Source organism: Streptomyces sp. NPDC090994, from assembly GCF_044768905.1.
Taxonomy (GTDB): domain Bacteria; phylum Actinomycetota; class Actinomycetes; order Streptomycetales; family Streptomycetaceae; genus Streptomyces.
In genome coordinates this window covers 72,476-92,680 of sequence record NZ_JBIVWS010000023.1, presented here as the reverse complement: position 1 = coordinate 92,680, position 20,205 = coordinate 72,476, and the positions used below count along the sequence as shown (strand labels likewise).

The following is a 20,205-nucleotide window of genomic DNA, read 5'->3' as shown; positions in this document are numbered from 1 at the left end:
TCTCCTTCTGGCCTCGGTTCCGGCCCCGGTCTCCTTCTGGCCTCGGTTCCGGCCCCCTCCGGCCCCTGCTTCCGGCCCCTCCGGCCCCGGTCAGGTCAGGTCCGGACCGGGGTCCGGGTCAAAGATGCCATCCCCGGGGACCACTCGGGCCGAGGCCGGCCGCCGGTGACGACAGCCCTGGTACGGCCTGCCTAACGTCGTGTTCATGACCGACATCGATGTGCCTCAGGTCGCTGATCCCGAGGTGGCGCACATCGTGCGGGCCGAGGTCGAGAACCGGTGGCCGCACGACGTTTCGGGACTCGACGAACTGGTGCGGTACGGGCTGATGCCCTTCGGCAAGATGATGGGCCCCTGGCTGGCCATCCGGTCCAGTCTCGCGGTGGGAGGTGACATCGCCACCGTCCTCCCCGCGGCGGTGGGCGTGGAGTGCGTGCAGGTCGGCGCGATGATGCACGACGACATCATCGACAGCGACGGGGAACGGCGCAGCAAGCCGGCCGCGCACACGGTGTTCGGGCCGTCGGCGGCGATCGTCGGCGGGGACGGACTGTTCTTCCACGGCTTCGCCGCCCTCGCCGACTGCCAGGAGGCCGGCGCCTCCCCGGCACGGGTCGCCCGGGCGCTGACCGTGCTGGCCAGGGCCGGACTGCGGATCGGGGACGCGGCCCTGCGGGAGATCCGGATGAGCCGGGGCATCTGCTCCGTCGACACCTACCTCGACATGATCGCGGACAAGAGCGGCGCCCTGCTGTGGATGGCCTGCGGCGTCGGCGCCACCCTCGGCGGAGCCGACGACACGGCCCTGAAGGCGTTCAGCGAGTACAGCGACCAGCTGGGCATCGCGTACCAGATACGCGACGACCTGATGGCCTACGACGGGACGCGCGCGGGCAAGCCGAACATCTCCGACGTCCGCAACGGCAGGCCCACCCTGCCGGTGCTGCTCGCCCACGAACGGGCCACCGCCGAACAGCAGCGGCGGATCGAGCGGCTGCTCGCCGATGTCTCCGTACCCGTCGACGAGCGCTACGAGGCCATGGCGGAACTGGTCCACGCCTACGACGGCACGGCGGCGGCCCGCGAGGTGTCGCACCGTCATGTGCGGGTGGCCGCGGCGGCGCTCCAGGCCCTGCCGCCCGGCGTGCACCGGGACGCGCTGATGGACCTCACCGTGCCCGGCCGTCTGGTGTAACGCGGAATCACCCCGAGGAGTTGGCCCGATGTCCTCCCCGACCTACGCGTCGTACCTGCGTCTCGACGAACTGCTCTCGCTCCAGCAGCCGCTCACCCCGGCGGAACAGCGGGACCTGAGCGACAGCGAACGGCTCTTCATCGTCGTCCACCAGGCGTCCGAGACCCTGCTCAGCCAGGCACTCGTCGACCTCAGACACATCGAGCCCGCCCCGTGCGGACCGCAGTGCCTCGCCGACCGGCTGGAGCGCGTGATCCGGCTGATGGACGCCCTGACGGGGCAGTTGACGCTGCTGCGCCACGCGCTGCGCCGGGAGGACTTCCTGCGGTTCCGGGACCGGTTCGGCACGGCGAGCGGGCTGGACTCGGAGCAGTTCAGGGAGCTGTTCACCCGGGTCAGGCGGCTGACGAAGAACGGCGGTGAGGACCGTACGCCCCAGGAGGCCCGGCTGCTCGGCGAACTGGACGACGCCGTACGGCGGTGGCGGACCACCCACCTGGAGATGGTCAGCCACATGCTCGGCGAACTGCCCGGCACGGGCCAGACCTCCGGCGCCGGCTTCCTGGCCGCCCGGCTGGACGGCGCACCGCAGCCCGAGCGGCCCGCCGCACCGCAGACCCGCCCGGCCTCCGAGGACACCCCCCACCCCCGGCCGCTGCCCACGCCGTCCGCCTCGTCCGCCCGTCCCTCGCTGGGGCACGTGGTCGTCATGGGCGGCAGTGTGGCGGGGCTGCTCACCGCGCACGTCCTCGCGGACCACGCGGAACGGGTGACCGTGCTCGAACGCGACCACTACGAGGCCGGCCCCGCACCCCGCGCGGGGGTGCCCCAGTCTCGTCACACCCATGTCCTGCTCACCAGCGGCATGCGCGCCCTGGACGAACTGCTGCCCGGGCTGCTGCCCGAGCTGACCGAGGCGGGCGCGCCACGGCTCGCGGTGCCGGGGGACCTCGGGGTGTGGCAGGCGGAGCAGTGGATATCCCGCCGCAACCCGTCGCAGCCGATCATGACCCCGTCCCGCCCCCTCCTGGAACACCGCGTCCGCGACCGGATCGTGTCCGACCCCCGCATCGAGGTGCGGACGGGAGTGGAGGCGACGGGCCTGCTCGGCCGCCCGGGACACATCACCGGCGTCACCGTCCGGGACCGCGGCGGCGACCACCACTCCCGGCGGGAGCTGGCGGCCGACCTCGTGGTGGACGCCACCGGACGGGCCAGCCGCACCCCCCAGTGGCTGACCGGCCTGGGCGGCCGGGCCCCCGCCGAAGAGGTGGTGGAGACCGGACGGGCGTACGCCACCTGCGTCTTCCACGCCGACGACCCGGACGCGGACCTCAAGGGCTTCTACATCGTGCCCGACGCCGGACAGCCGTTCGGCGCGATCGTCCTGCCCGCCGAGGACGACCGCTGGATGGTCACCCTCTCCGGACCGCGCGACCGGACGCCGCCCACCGACCCCGAGGGCTTCGTCGACTACGCCGGCCTGCTGCCGCACCCCGCCGTCCACAAGTGGCTGAGCACCGCACGCCCGCTCGCCCGGCCCGTGGGCTACCGGCACACCGCCAACCGGCGCCGCCGCTACGACCGGCTGGGCCGGGAGAGCACCGGACTGCTCGTCGTCGGGGACGCGGCGTGCGCGCTCAACCCCGTCTACGGACAGGGACTGTCCGCGGCGGCCCTGAACGCGGTCGCCCTCAGGAACGAACTGGCCGGCCCGCTCGCCCCCTCGGCGCACGCCCTGCAACGGGCGGTGCTGCGCTCCTCCCGCTCCGCCTGGGAGGTGGCGACGGGCGCGGACAGCCCCATGCCGGGCGCCACCGGCAACGCGGTGCGCACCGGCCCGCTCGCCCGGCTGCTCGACCGCTACCTCCGCCGGGTGCGCGACCACGTGCCGAGCGACCCGGTGGTGTGCGCCGCCAACCGCGACGTCCTCTTCCTGCTGACCCCGCCCCACACCCTGCTCACCGACCCGCGGGTGCTGCGGCGGGCCCTGCTGGGCACCGCCCGGCCCACCTCCCGTGACCTGCCCACGCCGTGACCACCTCCAGCCGACGAAGGTGCAGCATGCGACAGACCAGTACACCCCCGGACCGTCCCCGCGCGGACCGGTCCCGGACGGTTCCCCACCTCCCGGTCCAGCTCCCGGCCCGGCTCCCGGTCCGCCTCGCGGGTGGCCGGTGGGGCTCATGACGACGACCCCGGTCCGCAGCGAGTCCCCGGTGCTCGACACCGGCCGTACGATGCTCGGCCCCGCCCTGCGCGACGCCGTCCGCGCCCACCTGGGGCCGGAGATGAGCCGGATCGCCCAGTACCACTTCGGCTGGACCGACGCCGAGGGCCGGCCCACCGGCAGCTGGGGCGGGAAGATGGTCCGGCCCACCCTGGCCCTGCTGTCGGCGCGGGCGGCGGGCGCGTCCGCCGCGGACGGGCTGCCCGCCGCGCTCGCCGTGGAGCTGGTGCACAACTTCTCCCTGCTGCACGACGACATCATGGACGGCGACCGCACCCGCCGGGGCCGGGCCACCGCCTGGACGGTCTTCGGGGCGCCCGACGCCATCCTGGCCGGTGACGCGCTGGCCACCGCGGCCACCTCCGTGCTGCTGACCGCGCCGGGCGCGGGGGCCCGCTCCGCCACCGTGTCCCTGATGGCCGCCACCCAGCGGATGATCGACGGCCAGGCCTCCGACGTCGCGTTCGAACGGCGCGACGACGTGACCCTGGCCGAGTGCCTGCGCATGGCCGGCGACAAGACGGGCGCGCTGCTCGGCTGCGCCTGCGCGCTCGGCGCCGACCTGGTGGGCGGCGAACCGGCCCTGGTCGAACGGCTCGCCGCCTTCGGCGAACACATCGGCCTCGCCTTCCAGCTCGTCGACGACCTGCTGGGCATCTGGGGCGATGCGGACCGGGCCGGCAAACAGATCGGGGCCGACCTGCGGGTCCGCAAGAAGTCCCTGCCCGTGGTCGCGGCCCTCAACGCGCCCGGTACGGAGGAGCTGCGCGCCCTCTATCTGAGCCCCGAGCCGCTGACCGAGCGCGCCGTCGAGCGCGTCGCCGACCTCGTGGAGCGGGCCGGGGGACGGGACTGGGCGCAGGACGAGGCGGCCCGGCAGGTCGCCGCGGCGGAGACGTGCCTGGCCACCGCCGGGATCCCCGACGACGTGCGCGACGAGTTCCTGGAGGTCGCCGGGTTCATCCTCGGCCGCCAGCTCTGACACCCCTCTCGATGTCCCCCTCCCGCTGTCCCCTCCCGCTGTCCCCCTCTTGCTGACTTCCTCTTGATGTCTTCCTTCCGTTTTCCGTTGAACAGAAAGGCCGACCCATGACCGAGTCCACGGCGATCCCCATCGGAGGCCGGGCCGACGGCTGCCCGTTCGCTCCCGTCCAGGAGCTGTACGACGCGCAGAAGGACGAGGAACTGCGCCGGGTCCAGGTGCCCAGCCCGATGCTGGGCTCCTTCGACGCGGTCGTCGTCACCCGGTACGAGGACGTCAAGGCCGTGCTCGCCGACGACCAGCTGCGCATGGGCGGGTCCATGCCGTACCAGGCGGGCAACCTGCTGAGCTACGACGGACCCGAGCACACCCGGCTGCGCCGCATGCTCACCGGCTCCTTCACCACCAAGCGGGCCCGGGAGCTGCGGCCGCAGATCCAGGGGGTCGTCGACTCCGCGCTGGACGCGGTGGAGGAGGCCGGCCACGGCGCGGACCTGGTGCAGCTCTTCTGCACCCCCATCCCGACGCTCGTCATCTGCGAACTGCTGGGCGTGCCCTACGCCGACCGCGAGGAGTTCCAGCAGCGCACCGTGGTCGCGCTGGACTTCAACTCCAGCCGTGAGACACAGATGCAGAAGGCCGCCGAGATGGAGGCCTACATGGCCGGGCTGGTGGCCCGCCACCGCGAGGAGCCCGGGGACAACGTCCTGGGCCGGGTGGTGCGCGAGTACGGCGACCAGCTCACCGACAGCGAACTGGCCGGCATCGGCAACATGCTGCTCATCGCCGGGCACGAGACGATCGCCAACACCCTGTCGGCGTCCGTCGCCCTGCTGCTCCAGCACCCCGACCAGCTCGCGGTGGTCCGCGACGACCCCGAGGCGGTCGACGGGGCGGTCGAGGAACTGCTGCGGTACTGCGCCCCGGCCACGATCCTGCCGCGCCAGGCGGCCGGCCCCATCTGCGTGCGCGACCAGCGGATCGAGGAGGGCGAGCGGGTCGTGGCGTCCGTCCTGGCCGCCAACCGGGACCTCGGCACGGCCGACCAGGACCTGGACCGGCTGGACGTACGCCGTCCCGTGCAGCGCCACCTCACCTTCGGCTTCGGCCCGCACCAGTGCCTGGGCCAGCAACTGGCGCGCATGGAGCTGCGGGTCGCCCTGCCGGCGCTGCTCACCCGGTTCCCCACCCTGCGGCTGGCGGTCCCGCAGGAGGAGCTGGACTACCGCACCAACGCCCTGGTCTTCGGGGTGAACAGCCTGCCGGTCGCCTGGTGAGCGGCCTGCGCGTCGAGACCGACGAGAGCCGGTGCTTCGCGGTCGGCAACTGCGCCCTGCTCGCACCGGAGGTCTTCGACCAGAGCGACGAGGACGGCACGGTCGTTCTGCTGGACGCGGCCCCGCCCGAGCACGCGCACGCCTCGGTGCGGGAGGCGGCCGAGCGGTGCCCGGCCGCCGTCATCACCCTGCGCACACCCACCGGCCGGCCATGAACGACCCACGACCCAGGGGAAAGAGACCAGGGGAAAGCAATGCGTGACACAGAGGTGCCCGTTCTCGTCGTCGGTGGCGGCGGCTGCGGACTCGCCGCGTCGGTCTTCCTGTCCGAAGCGGGCGTGCGCCACCTGCTGGTGGAGCGGCGCGAGTCGACATCCGTACTGCCCCGGGCGCACTACCTGAACCAGCGCACCATGGAGATCTTCCGGCAGTACGGCATCGCCGACGACGTCTACGGGATCAGCTGCCCGCCGGAGAACATGAGCGAGGTCGTCTGGAGCACCTCGCTGGCCGGCGACGGCCCGGTGGACGCCCGGGAGCTGCACCGGATGGAGTCCTTCGGCGGCGGCAGCCCGACCGGAGCGTACGCGGTCGACAGCACGGGCCCGTCGACCAACCTGCCGCAGCACCGGCTCGAACCGCTGCTGCGCCGGCACGCGGAACGACGGGCCCCGGACAGCCTGCTCTTCCACCACGAGATGACCGGCTTCACCCAGGACGAGCACGGCGTCACGGCGCGGGTGACCGACCGGACCACCGGCGAGGTGAGCACCGTACGCGCCCGCTACCTGCTGGGCGCCGACGGCGGCCGGAGCGTCGGCAAGGCGCTCGACGTGGCCATGGACGGCGCCGGAGGCGGCTTCACCATCATCTCCGTCCACTTCAGCGCCGACCTGTCGCGCTGGTGGCCCGGCGACAAGGTGCTGATGACCCACATCATCAGCCCCGAGGGCGAGGTCTCCGTGGTGGTGGCGACCGGGCCCCGCTGGGGCCTGGCCTCCGACGAGTGGGCGCTGCACTTCCGGGTGCCGCCGGGCGCCGAGGCGGACCTCGGCACGGCGGCGATCGCCGTACGGGTGCGTGAACTGCTCAAGCTGCCGGGCGACTTGGACGTACGGGTCCACCACGTCAGCGAGTACCGGCCGGAGGCCGTGGTGGCCCGCTCCTTCCGGGCCGGCCGGGTCTTCCTCGCCGGGGACGCCGCGCACCGGCAGCCGCCCGCCGCCGGGGGCGGCCTGAACACCGCCGTCCAGGACGCGCACAACCTCGCCTGGAAGCTCGGGGCCGTGCTCGACGGCCGCGCCGGCGAGGCGCTCCTCGACTCCTACGAGGCGGAACGGCTGCCCGTCGCCCGGCGCAACGTGGGCTGGGCGATGAACTGCCTGCTCAACTACGGTGTGCTCTTCGCGAGCCTCGGCGTGGTCCACGGCCGGCCCGAGGCCACCCGGGCCAACTTCGCCGAACTCCTCGCCGACACCCCCCTGGGGCAGACCCGGCGGACCGTGGTGCGCGAGGTGTTCGGCACGCAGCGCATCGAGTACCAGGCGCACGACATCGAACTCGGCCACTCCTACCCGGCCGGCGCGGTCGTCCCCGACGGCACCCCGCCGCCGCCCCGGGACCCCACGGGCGCGACGTACCACCCGGTGACCCGGCCGGGGCACCGGCTGCCGCACGCGTGGCTGCGGCACGGCGACACCCGGGTGTCGACCCACGACCTGGTCGACGGCCGGGCCGGCTTCGTACTGATCACCGGACCGCTGAGCGAGTGCTGGGCGGTCGCGGCGAAGAAGGCCGAGGACACCCTCGGGGTGCCGCTCACCGTGGTCTCCGTCGGGGGCCGGGCCGGCGCGGCCGACTACTGGGACGCCGACGGCACCTGGACCGCGGTGCGCGGGACCGGCGACGACGGCGCCGTCCTGGTCCGGCCGGACCAGCACATAGCCTGGCGCAGCGCGCAGGCGGGCCCGCGCGTCGACCAGGAACTCGGCGCCGCGCTCCGCCGGATCCTCGGGCGTGCCGACGCGACCGGCACCGGGAGCTGACCATGCCCGTCACCGACGCCGAACGCGTCGTCCAGGACTTCCTGACCCGGATGGGGCCGACCCCGGACGACGTCAGGAAGACCATGGACGGTTTCCTGACCGACGACTGCGTGTGGGAGAACCCGGGGGCCCCGGTGTGCCGGGGCAAGGCGGAGATCCTCGCACTGCTGCCGGCCGACTTCGCCCGGCTGGAGGTCCGGTTCCGGCACCTGGCCACCACCGGGCACACCGTCCTGGCCGAGCGGATCGAGAACATGCTCCGCACCGACGGCACCCCGATCGCGCTGAACCTGAGGGTGATGGCCGCGTTCGAGCTGCGCGACGGCCGGATCAGCGCCTGGCGGGACTACTACGACCACACCCACCTCATCTCCGAGCGCCCGGACTGGTGACCATGACGAACGACCGAACGGAACTGCTGAACCTCCGGGCCGACCTGGTGAGCCGGGTCCACAAGTTCGGCCCGGTCTTCGCGGAGGGCGTCGCCGAGGGGGAGCGGGAGCGGCGGCTGCCCGAGGCCACGGTGCGCGCGATCGACGAGTCACAGGTGAGCCGGCTGTGGACCGCGCGCGCCTACGGCGGCCTGGAGACCGACGTCCGCACCATGAGCGAGGTCGCCAAGGCCCTCTCCCACCACTGCCCGTCCACCTCGTGGGTGGTCAACAACATCAACGGGTCGAACCTGCTCGCCGCGAAGTTCCCGCGGGCCGCCCGCGACGAGGTGTTCGGGAGCGACCCCGGCGCCAAGCTGGCCTCGGTCTTCGCGGCCACGGGCACCGCGGTCCGCACCGACGGGGGCTTCCTGCTCACCGGGAACTGGCCGTACGCCACCGGCATCCTGCACGACGACTGGGCGATCCTGGTCGCCAAGGAGGTCGACGGGGACGGCCGGCCGGTGGGCGGGCTCTCCCTGCTGGTGCCCGCCGCCGACCTGACGATCGAGGACACCTGGCACACCGTCGGCATGCGCGGCACCGGCAGCCACACCGTCGTGCTCCGGGACGCGTTCGTGCCCGAGCACCGGGTGATCCCGGCCGAGCGGCAGCGGGGACGGGAGAACGCCACCGACACCACCCTGCCCCCGCTGTTCCGGACGGCCGCGATCGCGGCCATGGGCGTCGTCTGCGCCTCCGTGGTGGTCGGCGTCGGCCAGGCCGCGCTCGCCCTCGTCGTCGACCGGGCGCCCGGCCGGTCCATCGCGCCCAGCACGTACACCAGCCAGCCCGGTTCCCAGACCTTCGTCTCCGCGCTCGGCCAGACCGCCCTGACGATCGACGCCGCCGAACTGCACGTCAACCGGGCCGCCGACGTCATCGACGACGCCGCCCGCGCGGCCGTGGACCTCCCGGAGAGCGAACTGCGGCGCATCCGCGGGGACGTCGGCCAGGCGGTCAACCTCGTCACCCTCGCCCTCGACGAGCTGATGTGGGCCCACGGCGCCGCCGCCTTCGCCGAGTCCAACCCGCTGCAGCAGTACTGGCGCGACGCCAACACCGCGGCCCGCCACGCCCTGCTCAACCCCCGCATCGGGCGGGAACTGTACGGCGGTTCGTTCTTCGGCCTGGACCTCGTCGTGCCCAGTCTCTGACTCACCCATCGACCCAAGGATCACCATGGTCTGGTTGCCTCCCGTCCTCATCCCGATGTCGCAGGTCGCACCGGTCACCCAGGGGCCGGCCGACGTACCGGACGCGCTCTTCTGGGCCCTCGCCGGGCCGACCGCGGCCGGCTGGCTGCTGACCTACGTCCTGGCCATCCGGCAGGCGTTCACGGACCGGCGGGTGGGCATCCCCGCCTACCTGGTGGCGGTGAACTTCGCCTGGGAGTTCAGCCTGACCTTCGTGCTGGAACAGACCCCCACCCAGCGCCAGATCAACGTCCTGTGGGTGATGTTCAACGCCGTCCTGCTCTACCAGGCGCTGCGGTACGGACCGCGCGACTACCCCGGGCTCACCCCGCGGCTTTTCCGGTGGAGCTTCGCCGGGGTGCTGCTGTGGGCGGCGGTGATGGTCGTCGTGGGGGCCAACGAGTTCCACGACCGGGACGGCATGTACACCGGGATGATCATCCAGGTGCCGCTGAGCGCCTCGTTCCTGCTGCTGCTCAAGCGGCGCGGGTCCAGCACGGGGCAGTCCATGCAGCTCGCCGTCGCCAAACTCGTGGGCTCCCTCTTCGCCGGCCTGACCGCCTTCGTCGTCTACCCGTCCCACCACCTGCTCCAGGTGCTGGTGCCCACCTACGTCGCCCTCGACATCGCCTACGTGGTGCTGCTGCGCCGGACGATGCGCAGGGAGGGACGGCCGCTGTGGGCGTGGCGCGCGCCCGCGGCCGTCCCCGGCGCCTCCGCCGGCGCCGGCCCGGCCGAAGCCGGTGCCGACGCGGCGGAAGCCGGTGCCGGGCGCGCCCAGGAGCACCGCAGCCCGGTCAGATGACGCCGCTGCGCAGCGCGTAGGCCACCGCGTGCGGCCGGTTGCGCAGGTTCAGGCGCCGGGTGACCCCGAAGACGACGCGTTTGACAGCCCGTTCCGACAGACACATCCGGTCGGCGATCTCGGCGGTGTCCAGGCCCTCCGACATCAGCCGCAGCACATCGATCTCCCGGGGGGTCAGTCCGGAGGTGTGCAGGCCGTGCGGTGACAGCACCTCGCGCTGCATCCGCTCGATCTGCCGCAGCAGTTCCCCGAGCAACTGGGTGGGGTAGACGCCGCCGCCGGCCGCCGCGGTCAGCACCGTCTCCTGGATGCGGTTGCTGGTGGCGGCGACCCGCGGCAGTACCGCCACCACGTTGCACTCCACCGCGGTGAACAGGTCGGTCCGGTCGATCTCGGACGGGATCAGCACCACCGGCACGCGGAGGGTGTCCTTGATCTTGCGCAGCAGCGACGTCACCTCCACGGTCATCCGCTCGGCGACGATCACGGCGACATCCACCGGATCGGGGCGTTCCGGCGACACCACCTCGATGTTCGGCGCGGAATCGAGATGACCGCTCACCGCCGATTGCGTGAGCGGGTCCGGAGCACGCACCAGGGCTTTTATCGAACGTACCGTGGTGTTGGCGGTCATGGTGGATCCTCCAGGAAAGGCAGCGTGTTCGCCGGGACATCCGGTCGGAATGCCAGGCGTCGAAGTGGTACTTCCTGAGCCGTTTCGCGTTGTTCGCGGTGTCGTCCGCTCAACACGTCCGGAAAGGCCGACGCGACCGGGTGAGCCGGCCGCGGGACGGGTCCGGGCAGGTGGTCCTGCTGCGCATCCCTGGGTCGTGGACGAGGTCCTGGCGCTGAATCGCCGGTATTCGCCGCACAGCCGGTGTTTCGTGCGTGTCCGGCTTGGGGCCGTACTGTGCCAACACGTCAAAGCTCCCCGAGAGTGGCCTGATGTGGTCCGAGACAGTCGGAAAACGATGTCAAGAACGATACTGAGGCCGACCTCGGGGAGCCGGTGGGGCGCGGTGTTCCTGTTCCTTCAGGGGGAATCCCTCATTCAGCCGGCGACGACCGAGACCGAGCCCCCGTCGACCGGTTCCATCGTCTCGGCGAGGACCAGGGCCTCCTCGATGAGGGTCTCCACGATCCGGTGCTCGGGCACGGTCTTGATGACCTTCCCCTTGACGAAGATCTGCCCCTTGCCGTTGCCGGACGCCACACCGAGGTCGGCCTCGCGCGCCTCCCCGGGGCCGTTGACCACGCACCCCATCACGGCGACCCGCAACGGCACCTCCATGCCCTCCAGCCCCGCGGTGACCTCCTCGGCCAGCTTGTAGACGTCCACCTGGGCCCGGCCGCAGGACGGGCAGGAGACGATCTCCAGTTTGCGGGGCCGCAGGTTCAGCGACTGCAGGATCTGCCCGCCGACCTTCGCCTCCTCCACCGGCGGGGCGGACAGGGACACCCGGATGGTGTCGCCGATGCCCTGGCGCAGCAGCGCGCCGAACGCCACGGCGGACTTGATGGTGCCCTGGAACGCCGGTCCCGCCTCGGTGACCCCCAGGTGCAGCGGGTAGTCGCAGCTCTCGGCGAGGATCTCGTAGGCGCGGATCATGATCACGGGGTCGTTGTGCTTGACCGAGATCTTCAGGTCGTGGAAGCCGTGCTCGGCGAAGAGCGAGGCCTCCCACAGCGCCGACTCGGCCAGCGCCTCCGGCGTGGCCTTGCCGTACTTGCGCATCAGGCGCGCGTCCAGCGACCCCGCGTTCACCCCGATCCGGATCGGGGTGCCGTGGTCCCGGGCCGCGCGGGCGATCTCGCCCACCTTGTCGTCGAACTTCTTGATGTTGCCCGGGTTCACCCGCACCGCGGCGCACCCGGCCTCGATGGCCGCGAAGACGTACTTCGGCTGGAAGTGGATGTCGGCGATGACCGGGATCTTGGACTTGGCGGCGATCGCGGGCAGCGCCTCGGCGTCGTCGGCGCTCGGGCAGGCGACGCGGACGATGTCGCAGCCGGCGGCGGTGAGTTCGGCGATCTGCTGGAGGGTGGCGTTGACGTCGGCCGTCACGGTCGTGGTCATCGACTGCACGGAGATGGGGTGGTCACTGCCCACCCCGACCGAGCCCACCCGCAGCTGACGGGTGGGCCTGCGGTCGGCGAGGGTGGCAGGCGGCAGAGCGGGCATACCGAGCGCGACCTGGGTCACCGCGGTGTCCTTTCCGAAAGGGGTGCTGAGGGGTGCGTCGCCGCGACGGCGCCGTGCAGGGCGAGCGCCGTCTCGGCGACGGAGCGCGCGGTGAGGCCGTGTGCGGCGAGGACGGCCGGCCGTTCACCGTGGTCGAGGAACTCCCGGGGCAGTCCCAGGGCGTGCACCGGGGTGCCGACCCGGGCGTCGGCGCAGGCCTGGGCCAGCGCGGCGCCCACGCCGCCGGCGCGCACCCCGTCCTCGACACAGAGCGCGATCCGGTGCCGGGACACCAGATGGGTCAGGGCGGGATTGGCCGGCAGCACCCAGCGCGGGTCGACGACGGTCACCCCGACGCCCTCCTCGGCCAGCAGCTCCGCCGCCTCCAGCGCGGGGGCGGCGAGGACGCCGGTGGAGACCAGCAGGACGTCGAGCGGCCGGGACCGGGTGCGGTGCAGGATGTCCACGCCCTCCATCCGGGTCAGCGCGGGGATCTCCGGACCGGCACCGCCCTTGGGGAACCGCAGCGCGGTGGGGCCGTCGTCGACGGCCAGCGCCTCGCCCAGCAGTTCGGCGAGCCGGACGGTGTCCCGCGGCGCCGCCACCCGCATCCCCGGCACCGCGCCCAGCAGGGCGAGGTCCCACATGCCGTGGTGGCTCGGCCCGTCGGGGCCGGTGACCCCCGCCCGGTCCAGCACGAACGTCACCGGCAGGCGGTGCAGGGCCACGTCCATCATGATCTGGTCGAGGGCGCGGTTGAGGAAGGTGGCGTAGAGGCAGACCACCGGGTGCAGGCCGCCCATCGCCAGCCCCGCGGCGCTGGTGACCGCGTGCTGCTCGGCGATGCCCACGTCGAACACCCGGTCCGGGAACCGCCGGGCGAACCCGTGCAGACCGACCGGGCGCAGCATCGCGGCCGTCAGCGCGACGACGTCGGGCCGCTCGGCGGCGATCCGCTCCAGCTCCGCGCCGAACGCGCCGGTCCAGCTGGGCGACGAACCGCCCCGCGGCCGGCCCGTGGCCGGGTCGAGGACACCGATGCCGTGCATGCGGTCGGCCTCGTCGTTCTCGGCCGGGGCGTAACCGCGGCCCTTGTCGGTGACGCAGTGCACGACGACGGGCTGGTCCAGGTTCTTGGCCAGCCGGCAGGCCAGTTCGAGGGCGCCGATGTCGTGCCCGTCCACCGGGCCGAGATAGGCGAAGCCGAGCGTCTCGAACAGGGTCGGGCTCGGGGGCCTGCCGCCGCGCAGCTCCGCCAGGTGCTCGGCCAGTCCGCCGACCGTGGGGTCGTAGGAGCGGCCGTTGTCGTTGAGGACCACCACCACCGGCCGCTTGCCGCTGCCGAGGTTGTTCATGGCCTCCCAGGCCATGCCGCCGGTCAGCGCGCCGTCCCCGATGACCGCGACCACCCGGCGGTGCTCCTCGCCGCGCAGCCGCTGCGCCTTGGCCAGGCCGTCGGCGTAGGACAGGGCCGTGGAGGCGTGCGAGTTCTCCACCAGGTCGTGCGGGGACTCCGCGCGCAGCGGATAGCCGGACAGTCCGCCCGTCGCGCGGAGCGTGTCGAAGGCGGCCTGCCGGCCGGTCAGGATCTTGTGGACGTAGGACTGGTGGCCGGTGTCGAAGACGATGCGGTCCGCCGGCGAGTCGAAGACCCGGTGCAGCGCGATGGTCAGCTCCACCACGCCGAGGTTGGGACCGAGGTGTCCTCCGGTGGCGCAGACCTTGTCGACCAGGAACTCCCTGATCTCACGCGCCAGTTCGGGCAACTGCTCGGGAGGCAGTTCCTTCAGTTCCCGCGGACCGGTGATCCGGCCGAGCACACTCGATGACACGTCTCTCCTCGCTCAGCTGGAACGCCCGTCCGCCGTCCGCCGCGTGGTGCGGCGGACCGGCGAGGGCAGGTCGAAACTCACCGTCTCGCGGGCGATCTCGCGCTCCTCGACCTGGACCGGACCGAAGGTGCCCAGCCGGTCCACGACCTCGGTGACCAGGGCGGGCGGCGCCGAGGCGCCGGCCGTGAGCCCGACGGTGCGCACGTCCGTCAGCCACTGCGGCCGGATGTCGTCGGCCCGGTCGATCAGCTCGGCGCGGGTGCCCTCGCGGCGCGCGAGTTCCACCAGCCGCACCGAGTTGGAGGAGTTCTCCGAACCGACGACCAGGACGAGGTCGGACTCCGCGACGATCGCCTTGAGCGCGGCCTGCCGGTTGGTGGTGGCGTAACAGATGTCGTCCGTGGGAGGTTCCTGCAACTGCGGGAACCTGTCCTTCAGCGCGCCGACCACCTCGGCGGTCTCGTCGACCGCGAGCGTGGTCTGGGTCAGGTAGGAGAGCTGCCCGACGTCGGGCGGCAGGTCCTGGACCTCGTCGGGCGTCGAGACCAGCACCATCGACTCCGGTGCCTCACCGAGCGTGCCCTCGACCTCCTCGTGCCCGGCATGGCCGACCAGCACGACCGTGTCGCCGCGGGCCGCGAACCGGCGCGCCTCGGCGTGCACCTTGGCGACCAGGGGGCAGGTTCCGTCGATGACGTCGAGGCCGCGCCGGTCCGCCTCCCGGCGCACGGCGGGGGAGACCCCGTGCGCGGAGAACACCACCGTCGCCTCGTCGGGCACCTCGTCCAGCTCCTCGACGAAGACCGCGCCGCGCCGCGCGAGGTCGTCGACGACGGTGACGTTGTGCACGATCTGTTTGCGGACGTAGACCGGGGCGCCCCGCTGCTCCAGAGCCCGCTCCACGATCTCGATGGCCCTCTCGACACCCGCGCAGAAGGAACGGGGGCCGGCCAGCAGGACTCGGCGGGCGACGCCGTCCCCCGCGTACTCGTACGAGCTCACATCAGCCATGATCGGGACAGTAAGGACGGCACGGCAGCGGTTCTACGGCCGTTTCCAGTTTCCGGAACGGTGGTTGCTCCCGCGCCGGGCCACCGGCCGACAAAAGGGCCCGATCCCGAGCACCCTGGGGACAGCAACCCCGGCCGGCCTTGAGCCCGCCCTCGGCGCGCGGGTAGGCATGGACACCGGTTCGTGCGTGCCTCGGCGAGGGGAGCATCCGGGTGGACGGTGAACGGCATCCGTATCAGGCGTCGTGCCCGGCGGCGGCCGTCGGCACGGAGCTGCGGACGGCCGCGCCCGCCTCCGTGGGAGGCCCGCTGCGCAAGGCGCTCACCGTACTGGAGGCACTGGCCGAGGCGTCCCGGCCGCTGACCCTGTCGGAACTGTCCCGGCTGGTGAACCTGCCGAAGTCGACGCTGCACCGCATGATGCAGGCGCTCACCGACATCGGTCTCGCCGTCCGCCGGGAGTCCAAGTCCTACGAGATCGGCACCTACCTGTCCCGGCTGGCGGCGACGGGCGGCCCCGCCGGGGTGCAACGCCTCAGTTACCCGGTCACCCCCTTCCTGCTCGAACTGTTCCAGCTCACCAACCGGATCGTCAGCCTCGGCACCCTGTCGGGGACGAAGGTCCAGCACGTCGGGACCCTCTACGGGCAGGAACACGTCCGGCTCGCGATGGCGCTGCGCCAGCCGGTCCCGGCGTACGGCTCGGCGGCGGGCAAGCTCCTGCTCGCGATGGAGCGGCGGAACCCGGCCGACCTCTTCGGCACGGCGACGGCCGGCACCGGCACGACCCGGGCCCGGACGGAGGCGATGCGCCGCGAGTTCGAGCGCATCCGGCGCACCGGGCTGTCCTACGCCCGCAGCGAGACCATCCCCGACCTGGTCGAACTGGCCGCCCCGGTCCGGCTCGGCAAGGCCGGACCGGTCGCCGCGGTGGTGCTGGGCGACACGGTGAACACCAGGGACCTGCGCAGCGTCGCGCGCACCCTGCTCGACACCGCCGACGCCATCGAGCAGCAGCTGGCCGACGGGGGCTGATCCGCTGCTGCCGCCGCGGTGCGGGCCACGGCGGTCACAGGTGGTGGCGGCGGTCCGCGCGCGCCCGGTCGTAGGCCGCCCGGGCGGCCACCGCGGCCGGGCGCGCGGACACCTCGGCCACCGGCACGTCCCACCACGCCTCCGCCCCGGGAGCGGTCGGCGCCGGGTCGGTCTCGACGTACACGCAGGTCGGCCGGGACGCGGCGCGGGCCGTGGCCAGGGCCGCGCGCAGCTCGCCCACGGTCTTGGGGCGCAGGACGTCCATCCCGAGGCTGGCCGCGTTGGCGGCGAGGTCCACGGGCAGCGGATCGCCGGTGAACGAACCGTCGGCGGCCCGGTGGCGGTACGCCGTGCCGAACCGCTCCGCCCCCACCGACTCGGAGAGGCCGCCGATGGAGGCGTAGCCGTGGTTCTGCAGCAGCACCAGCTTGACGGGCAGGTCCTCCTGCACGGCCGTGACGATCTCCGTCGGGTTCATCAGGTACGTGCCGTCGCCGACCAGCGCCCACACCGGGGTGCCCGGCGCGGCCTGCTGGACGCCGAGGGCGGCCGGGATCTCGTAGCCCATGCAGGAGTAGCCGTACTCCAGGTGGTACTGGCGCGGGGACCGGGCCCGCCACAGCCTGTGCAGGTCGCCGGGGAGCGAGCCGGCCGCGTTGATCACCACGTCCGTGTCGCCGACGACCTCGTCGAGCGCGCCGACGACCTGCGTCTGGGTCGGCACCGCGCTGTCGTCCCCGGCGCGCAGCGCGCCCTCGACGACCCGCTCCCAGCGTTCCTTGCCGGCGCGGTACTCCGCCGCGTAGGCGTCGTCCACGCGGTGGCCGGCGAGGGCCGCGGTGAGCGCCCGCAGGCCGGCGCGCGCGTCGCAGACCAGGGTGCGGGCGGCCAGCTTGTGGGCGTCGAAGGCGGTGATGTTGAGGTTGACGAAGCGGACGTCCGGGTGCTGAAAGAGGGTGCCGGAGGCGGTGGTGAAGTCGCTGTGGCGGGTGCCGACGCCGATCACCAGGTCGGCGGTGCGGGCCAGGGCGTCGGCGACCGCGGTGCCGGTGTGTCCGATGCCGCCGACGTCGGCCGGGTGGTCGTGGCGCAGTGAACCCTTGCCGGCCTGGGTGGAGGCGACGGGGATGCCGGTGGCGTCGGCCAGTTCGCGCAACGCCTCCTCCGCCTCGCTGTGGTGGACGCCGCCGCCCGCGACGATCAGCGGACGGGCGGCGGAGCGGATCGCCGCCGCGGCGTCGGCCAGTTCCGCCGGGTCGGGCGCGGGGCGCCGTACCCGCCAGACGCGGTCGGCGAAGAACTCCTCGGGCCAGTCGGCCGCCTCCGCCTGCACGTCCTGCGGCAGCGCCAGGGTCACGGCACCGGTCTCGGCGGGGTCCGCGAGGACCCGCATCGCGTTCAGCGCGGAGGGGATCAGCGCCTCGGGGCGGGTGATCCGGTCGAAGAAGCGGGAGACGGGGCGCAGGGTGTCGTTGACCGACACGTCGGCCGCCGACGGGTGTTCGAGCTGCTGGAGCAGCGGGTCGGCGGGGTGGGCGGCGAAGTAGTCGCCGGGGAGCAGCAGCACCGGCAGGCGGTTGACGGTGGCCAGGGCGGCGCCGGTGACCAGGTTGGTGGCGCCGGGGCCGATCGACGTCGTCACGGCTTGCGCGGAGAGGCGGTTGAGCTGCCGGGCGTGGCCCACCGCCGCGTGCACCATGGCCTGTTCGTTGCGGCCCTGGTGGTACGGCATCACGGGGCGCGCGGGGGGTGTCCCCCCACGGGACACGCCGGCGTACTCGACGAGGGCCTGGCCGATCCCGGCGACGTTGCCGTGGCCGAAGATCCCCCACATCCCGGCGATCAGCCGGTGCCGTACGCCGTCCCGTTCGGTGTACTGGGCGGCCAGGAACCGCACCAGGGCCTGGGCGGTGGTCAGCCGGAGCGCGCTCATGTGGTCCCCTCCGGGGCGGTGTACAGGGGGAGCCGGGGGTCGGCCGGCTGCTCGGGCCAGGTGTCGCGGACCCAGGCGTGGCCGGGATGGTCGCTGATCAGCCAGGCGCGTTCGTCGGCGGGGCCCGCCATGACGTTGAGGTAGTACATGTGGTGGCCCGGCACGGCCATCGACGGTCCGTGCCAGCCGTCGGGGACGAGGACGACGTCGCCGTCGCGCACCTCGGCCAGCACGTCCGTGCCGCGGCCCCGGCCGGAGGGCGAGACCCGGTGGTAGCCGAGGCCGGGGACGCCGTCGTGGGCGGCGAACTCGAAGTAGTAGATCTCCTCCAGTTCGGCTTCCTGGCCGGGGCGGTGTTCGTCGTGCTTGTGGGGCGGGAAGGAGGACCAGTTGCCGCCGGGGGTGAGCACCTCGACGGCGATCAGCTTGTCGCACGCGAAACCCTGTTCATCAGCGCCTCCGGCGCGGGCCGCCGCGCCGAAGTTGTTGACCTGGCGCGAGCAGGTGCCCGTGCCGCGCAGTTCCACCGGGACGGCGGAGGCCGGTCCGTAGCGGGCGGGCAGGCGGCGGGCGCAGCGGGCGCCGGCGAGTGCGAACCGGCCGCCGGCGGCGGACGAGACGGTGGCGCGGGCGTCGCGCGGGACGTAGGCGAAGTCGCTGACGGCGCTGAACACGTCGGGGCGGCCGTGCAGTGCGAAGGCGGTGTCGTCGGCGGTGACCGTGCAGCCGCCGGCCAGCGGCAGCACGATCCACTCGCTGTCCCCGGCGTCGAAGGTGTGCGAGCCGCCCGGCGGGAGGGTGAGGACCCGCAGGCCGCTGTACCCCCATCCGGCCGTCTCCGGGGTCACGTCGACCGCGTAGGGGCCGCTGCCGGCCTTGCCCGCGGGCAGGTGGTACGTCATCGCATGCCTCCCTCTCCCAACAGCCCGACCGCCGTGTCCACCGCCCGCTCCACACTGCCCTCGGCGGGGTAGAGCAGCGAGCGGCCCGCCACCAGGCCCTGGACGGTGGGCAGCCGCAGCGCCTTGCGCCAGCGCGCGTACGCCGCCTCCTGATCGTTCCCCGCGTCGCCGCCGAGCAGCACCACCGGCAGGGTGGAGGTCGCCAGGACCTCGGCCATGTCGTCCGGGTCGTGGGTGACGGGCAGTTTCAGCCAGGTGTAGGCGGAGGTGCCGCCCAGCCCCGAGGCGATGGCGATGGACCGGACGACGGCCCCGGCGGACAGGTCGGTACGGACCCGCCCCCCGGTCCGGCGGCACAGGAACGGCTCGACGAACAGCGGCAGCCGGTGCCCGGCCATCGCGTCCACGGCACGGGCGGCGGACTCCAGGGTGGCCAGCGACCCCGGGTCGTCGAGGTCGATGCGCAGCAGCAGCTTGCCCGCGTCGAACCGGAGCCGGGCGAGGTCGTCGGCGCGGTGCCCGGTGAACCGGTCGTCCAGCTCGAAGGCGGCGCCCGCCAGGCCCCCGCGGTTCATCGAGCCCACCGCTATCTTGCCGTCCAGCGCGCCGAGCAGCAGCAGGTCCTCCAGGATGTCGGCGGTGGCCAGCACGCCGTCGACGCCCGGCCGGGACAGCGCGGCGCACAGCCGTCCCAGCAGGTCCGCCCGGTTGGCCATGGCGAGCGGGCGGTCCCCGACGGCGAGGGCGCCGCGCGCCGGATGGTCGGCGGCCACGATCATCAGCCGCCCGCTCTCCCCGATCAGCGGGCGGCGCACCCGGCGGGCCGCCGCCTCGGCGATCGCCTCGGGGCGCCGTGCTCTGACCGTGGTGAGGTCGGCGAGGGTGAGGGGCACGACGGGACTCCGTTCGGGGGGTCAGGGGTAGGTCCGGCCGCCGGGGGTAGAGATCGGTCGCCCTTTCCGATGCGGGACGCCCTTTCCGGTGTAGGGCGCCGGATACCGTCCTGTCAATACTTTGTACGGACATTCGGACTTCTTGCTGAAGCGATGTCTTGACAAAGCATTGACATCGGCGGCGCGACGCACTTGTATCCGGTCTTGTATCCGGTCCCAGCGCAAGCCTTCTCCCTACGGCACTCAAGCACTACGGC

Annotated in this window: 17 protein-coding genes; 10 read left to right on the top strand and 7 right to left on the bottom strand. The window is 73.2% G+C overall.

The genetic code is table 11. The features are described from left to right. Positions 1-205 precede the first annotated feature (205 nt). The 9 genes from ACIQR3_RS32160 to ACIQR3_RS32120 all read left to right on the top strand — a co-directional run bounded on the left by ACIQR3_RS32160 (position 206) and on the right by ACIQR3_RS32120 (position 10,161). Positions 206-1,195 (top strand): polyprenyl synthetase family protein, encoded by a 990-nt coding sequence (locus tag ACIQR3_RS32160; RefSeq protein ID WP_403544231.1) that lies wholly within the window; start codon positions 206-208, stop codon positions 1,193-1,195. Positions 1,196-1,223: 28 nt separating this feature from the next. After that, complete coding sequence (locus ACIQR3_RS32155; RefSeq protein ID WP_403544230.1) at positions 1,224-3,233, top strand: tryptophan 2,3-dioxygenase family protein; 2,010 nt, start codon at positions 1,224-1,226, stop codon at positions 3,231-3,233. A gap of 148 nt (positions 3,234-3,381) precedes the next feature. Beyond that, positions 3,382-4,407 carry a polyprenyl synthetase family protein gene (locus tag ACIQR3_RS32150; protein ID WP_403544228.1) on the top strand — a complete coding sequence of 342 codons (1,026 nt, stop codon included), beginning with the start codon at positions 3,382-3,384 and terminating at the stop codon, positions 4,405-4,407. Positions 4,408-4,514: 107 nt separating this feature from the next. After that, positions 4,515-5,684: a cytochrome P450 gene (locus ACIQR3_RS32145; RefSeq protein ID WP_403544227.1), complete on the top strand. Its 1,170-nt coding sequence runs from the start codon at positions 4,515-4,517 to the stop codon at positions 5,682-5,684. 5 nt (positions 5,685-5,689) lie between these two features. Beyond that, a complete protein-coding gene (locus tag ACIQR3_RS32140; protein WP_403544273.1) occupies positions 5,690-5,899 on the top strand; it encodes a ferredoxin in 210 nt (69 codons plus the stop codon). Between the two features lie 39 nt (positions 5,900-5,938). Further along, the gene (locus tag ACIQR3_RS32135) at positions 5,939-7,729 is read left to right on the top strand and encodes an FAD-dependent monooxygenase (RefSeq protein WP_403544225.1); all 1,791 of its coding nucleotides are present in this window, start codon (positions 5,939-5,941) and stop codon (positions 7,727-7,729) included. 2 nt (positions 7,730-7,731) lie between these two features. Beyond that, positions 7,732-8,121, top strand: a complete 390-nt coding sequence (locus ACIQR3_RS32130; RefSeq protein WP_403544224.1) for a limonene-1,2-epoxide hydrolase family protein — start codon at positions 7,732-7,734, stop codon at positions 8,119-8,121. A 2-nt stretch (positions 8,122-8,123) separates the two neighbouring features. Then, positions 8,124-9,317 carry a hypothetical protein gene (locus ACIQR3_RS32125; protein ID WP_403544222.1) on the top strand — a complete coding sequence of 398 codons (1,194 nt, stop codon included), beginning with the start codon at positions 8,124-8,126 and terminating at the stop codon, positions 9,315-9,317. A gap of 25 nt (positions 9,318-9,342) precedes the next feature. Beyond that, positions 9,343-10,161: a hypothetical protein gene (locus ACIQR3_RS32120; RefSeq protein WP_403544220.1), complete on the top strand. Its 819-nt coding sequence runs from the start codon at positions 9,343-9,345 to the stop codon at positions 10,159-10,161. On the opposite strand, the gene ACIQR3_RS32115 is transcribed toward ACIQR3_RS32120, so the two are convergent. From ACIQR3_RS32115 to ispH, 4 genes are all read right to left on the bottom strand, one after another. Continuing rightward, positions 10,154-10,795, bottom strand: coding sequence for a response regulator transcription factor (locus ACIQR3_RS32115; RefSeq protein ID WP_251075853.1), 642 nt, complete (start codon positions 10,793-10,795; stop codon positions 10,154-10,156). The genes ACIQR3_RS32120 and ACIQR3_RS32115 overlap by 8 nt on opposite strands. A gap of 417 nt (positions 10,796-11,212) precedes the next feature. Next, positions 11,213-12,364, bottom strand: coding sequence for a flavodoxin-dependent (E)-4-hydroxy-3-methylbut-2-enyl-diphosphate synthase (ispG, locus tag ACIQR3_RS32110; protein WP_403544219.1), 1,152 nt, complete (start codon positions 12,362-12,364; stop codon positions 11,213-11,215). After that, entirely contained in the window at positions 12,361-14,175 is a 1,815-nt protein-coding gene (locus ACIQR3_RS32105) for a 1-deoxy-D-xylulose-5-phosphate synthase (RefSeq protein WP_403544217.1), read from the bottom strand. The genes ispG and ACIQR3_RS32105 overlap by 4 nt, the downstream gene beginning before the upstream one ends. A 12-nt stretch (positions 14,176-14,187) precedes the next feature. Next, positions 14,188-15,186: a 4-hydroxy-3-methylbut-2-enyl diphosphate reductase gene (ispH, locus tag ACIQR3_RS32100; protein ID WP_403544216.1), complete on the bottom strand. Its 999-nt coding sequence runs from the start codon at positions 15,184-15,186 to the stop codon at positions 14,188-14,190. Positions 15,187-15,398: 212 nt separating this feature from the next. Between ispH and ACIQR3_RS32095 the strand changes: the two genes are divergently transcribed. Then, entirely contained in the window at positions 15,399-16,220 is an 822-nt protein-coding gene (locus ACIQR3_RS32095) for an IclR family transcriptional regulator (RefSeq protein ID WP_403544214.1), read from the top strand. Between the two features lie 34 nt (positions 16,221-16,254). Here the strand turns inward: ACIQR3_RS32095 and iolD are convergent, their stop codons facing one another. The 3 genes from iolD to ACIQR3_RS32080 are packed head-to-tail and all read right to left on the bottom strand — an operon-like array spanning position 16,255 to position 19,948. Beyond that, entirely contained in the window at positions 16,255-18,153 is a 1,899-nt protein-coding gene (iolD, locus tag ACIQR3_RS32090) for a 3D-(3,5/4)-trihydroxycyclohexane-1,2-dione acylhydrolase (decyclizing) (protein ID WP_403544212.1), read from the bottom strand. After that, complete coding sequence (gene iolB, locus ACIQR3_RS32085) at positions 18,150-19,055, bottom strand: 5-deoxy-glucuronate isomerase (protein ID WP_403544210.1); 906 nt, start codon at positions 19,053-19,055, stop codon at positions 18,150-18,152. The genes iolD and iolB overlap by 4 nt, the downstream gene beginning before the upstream one ends. Beyond that, positions 19,052-19,948, bottom strand: coding sequence for a deoxyribose-phosphate aldolase (locus ACIQR3_RS32080; RefSeq protein ID WP_403544208.1), 897 nt, complete (start codon positions 19,946-19,948; stop codon positions 19,052-19,054). Before ACIQR3_RS32080 ends, iolB begins: the two co-directional genes overlap by 4 nt. Between the last annotated feature and the right edge of the window lie 257 nt (positions 19,949-20,205).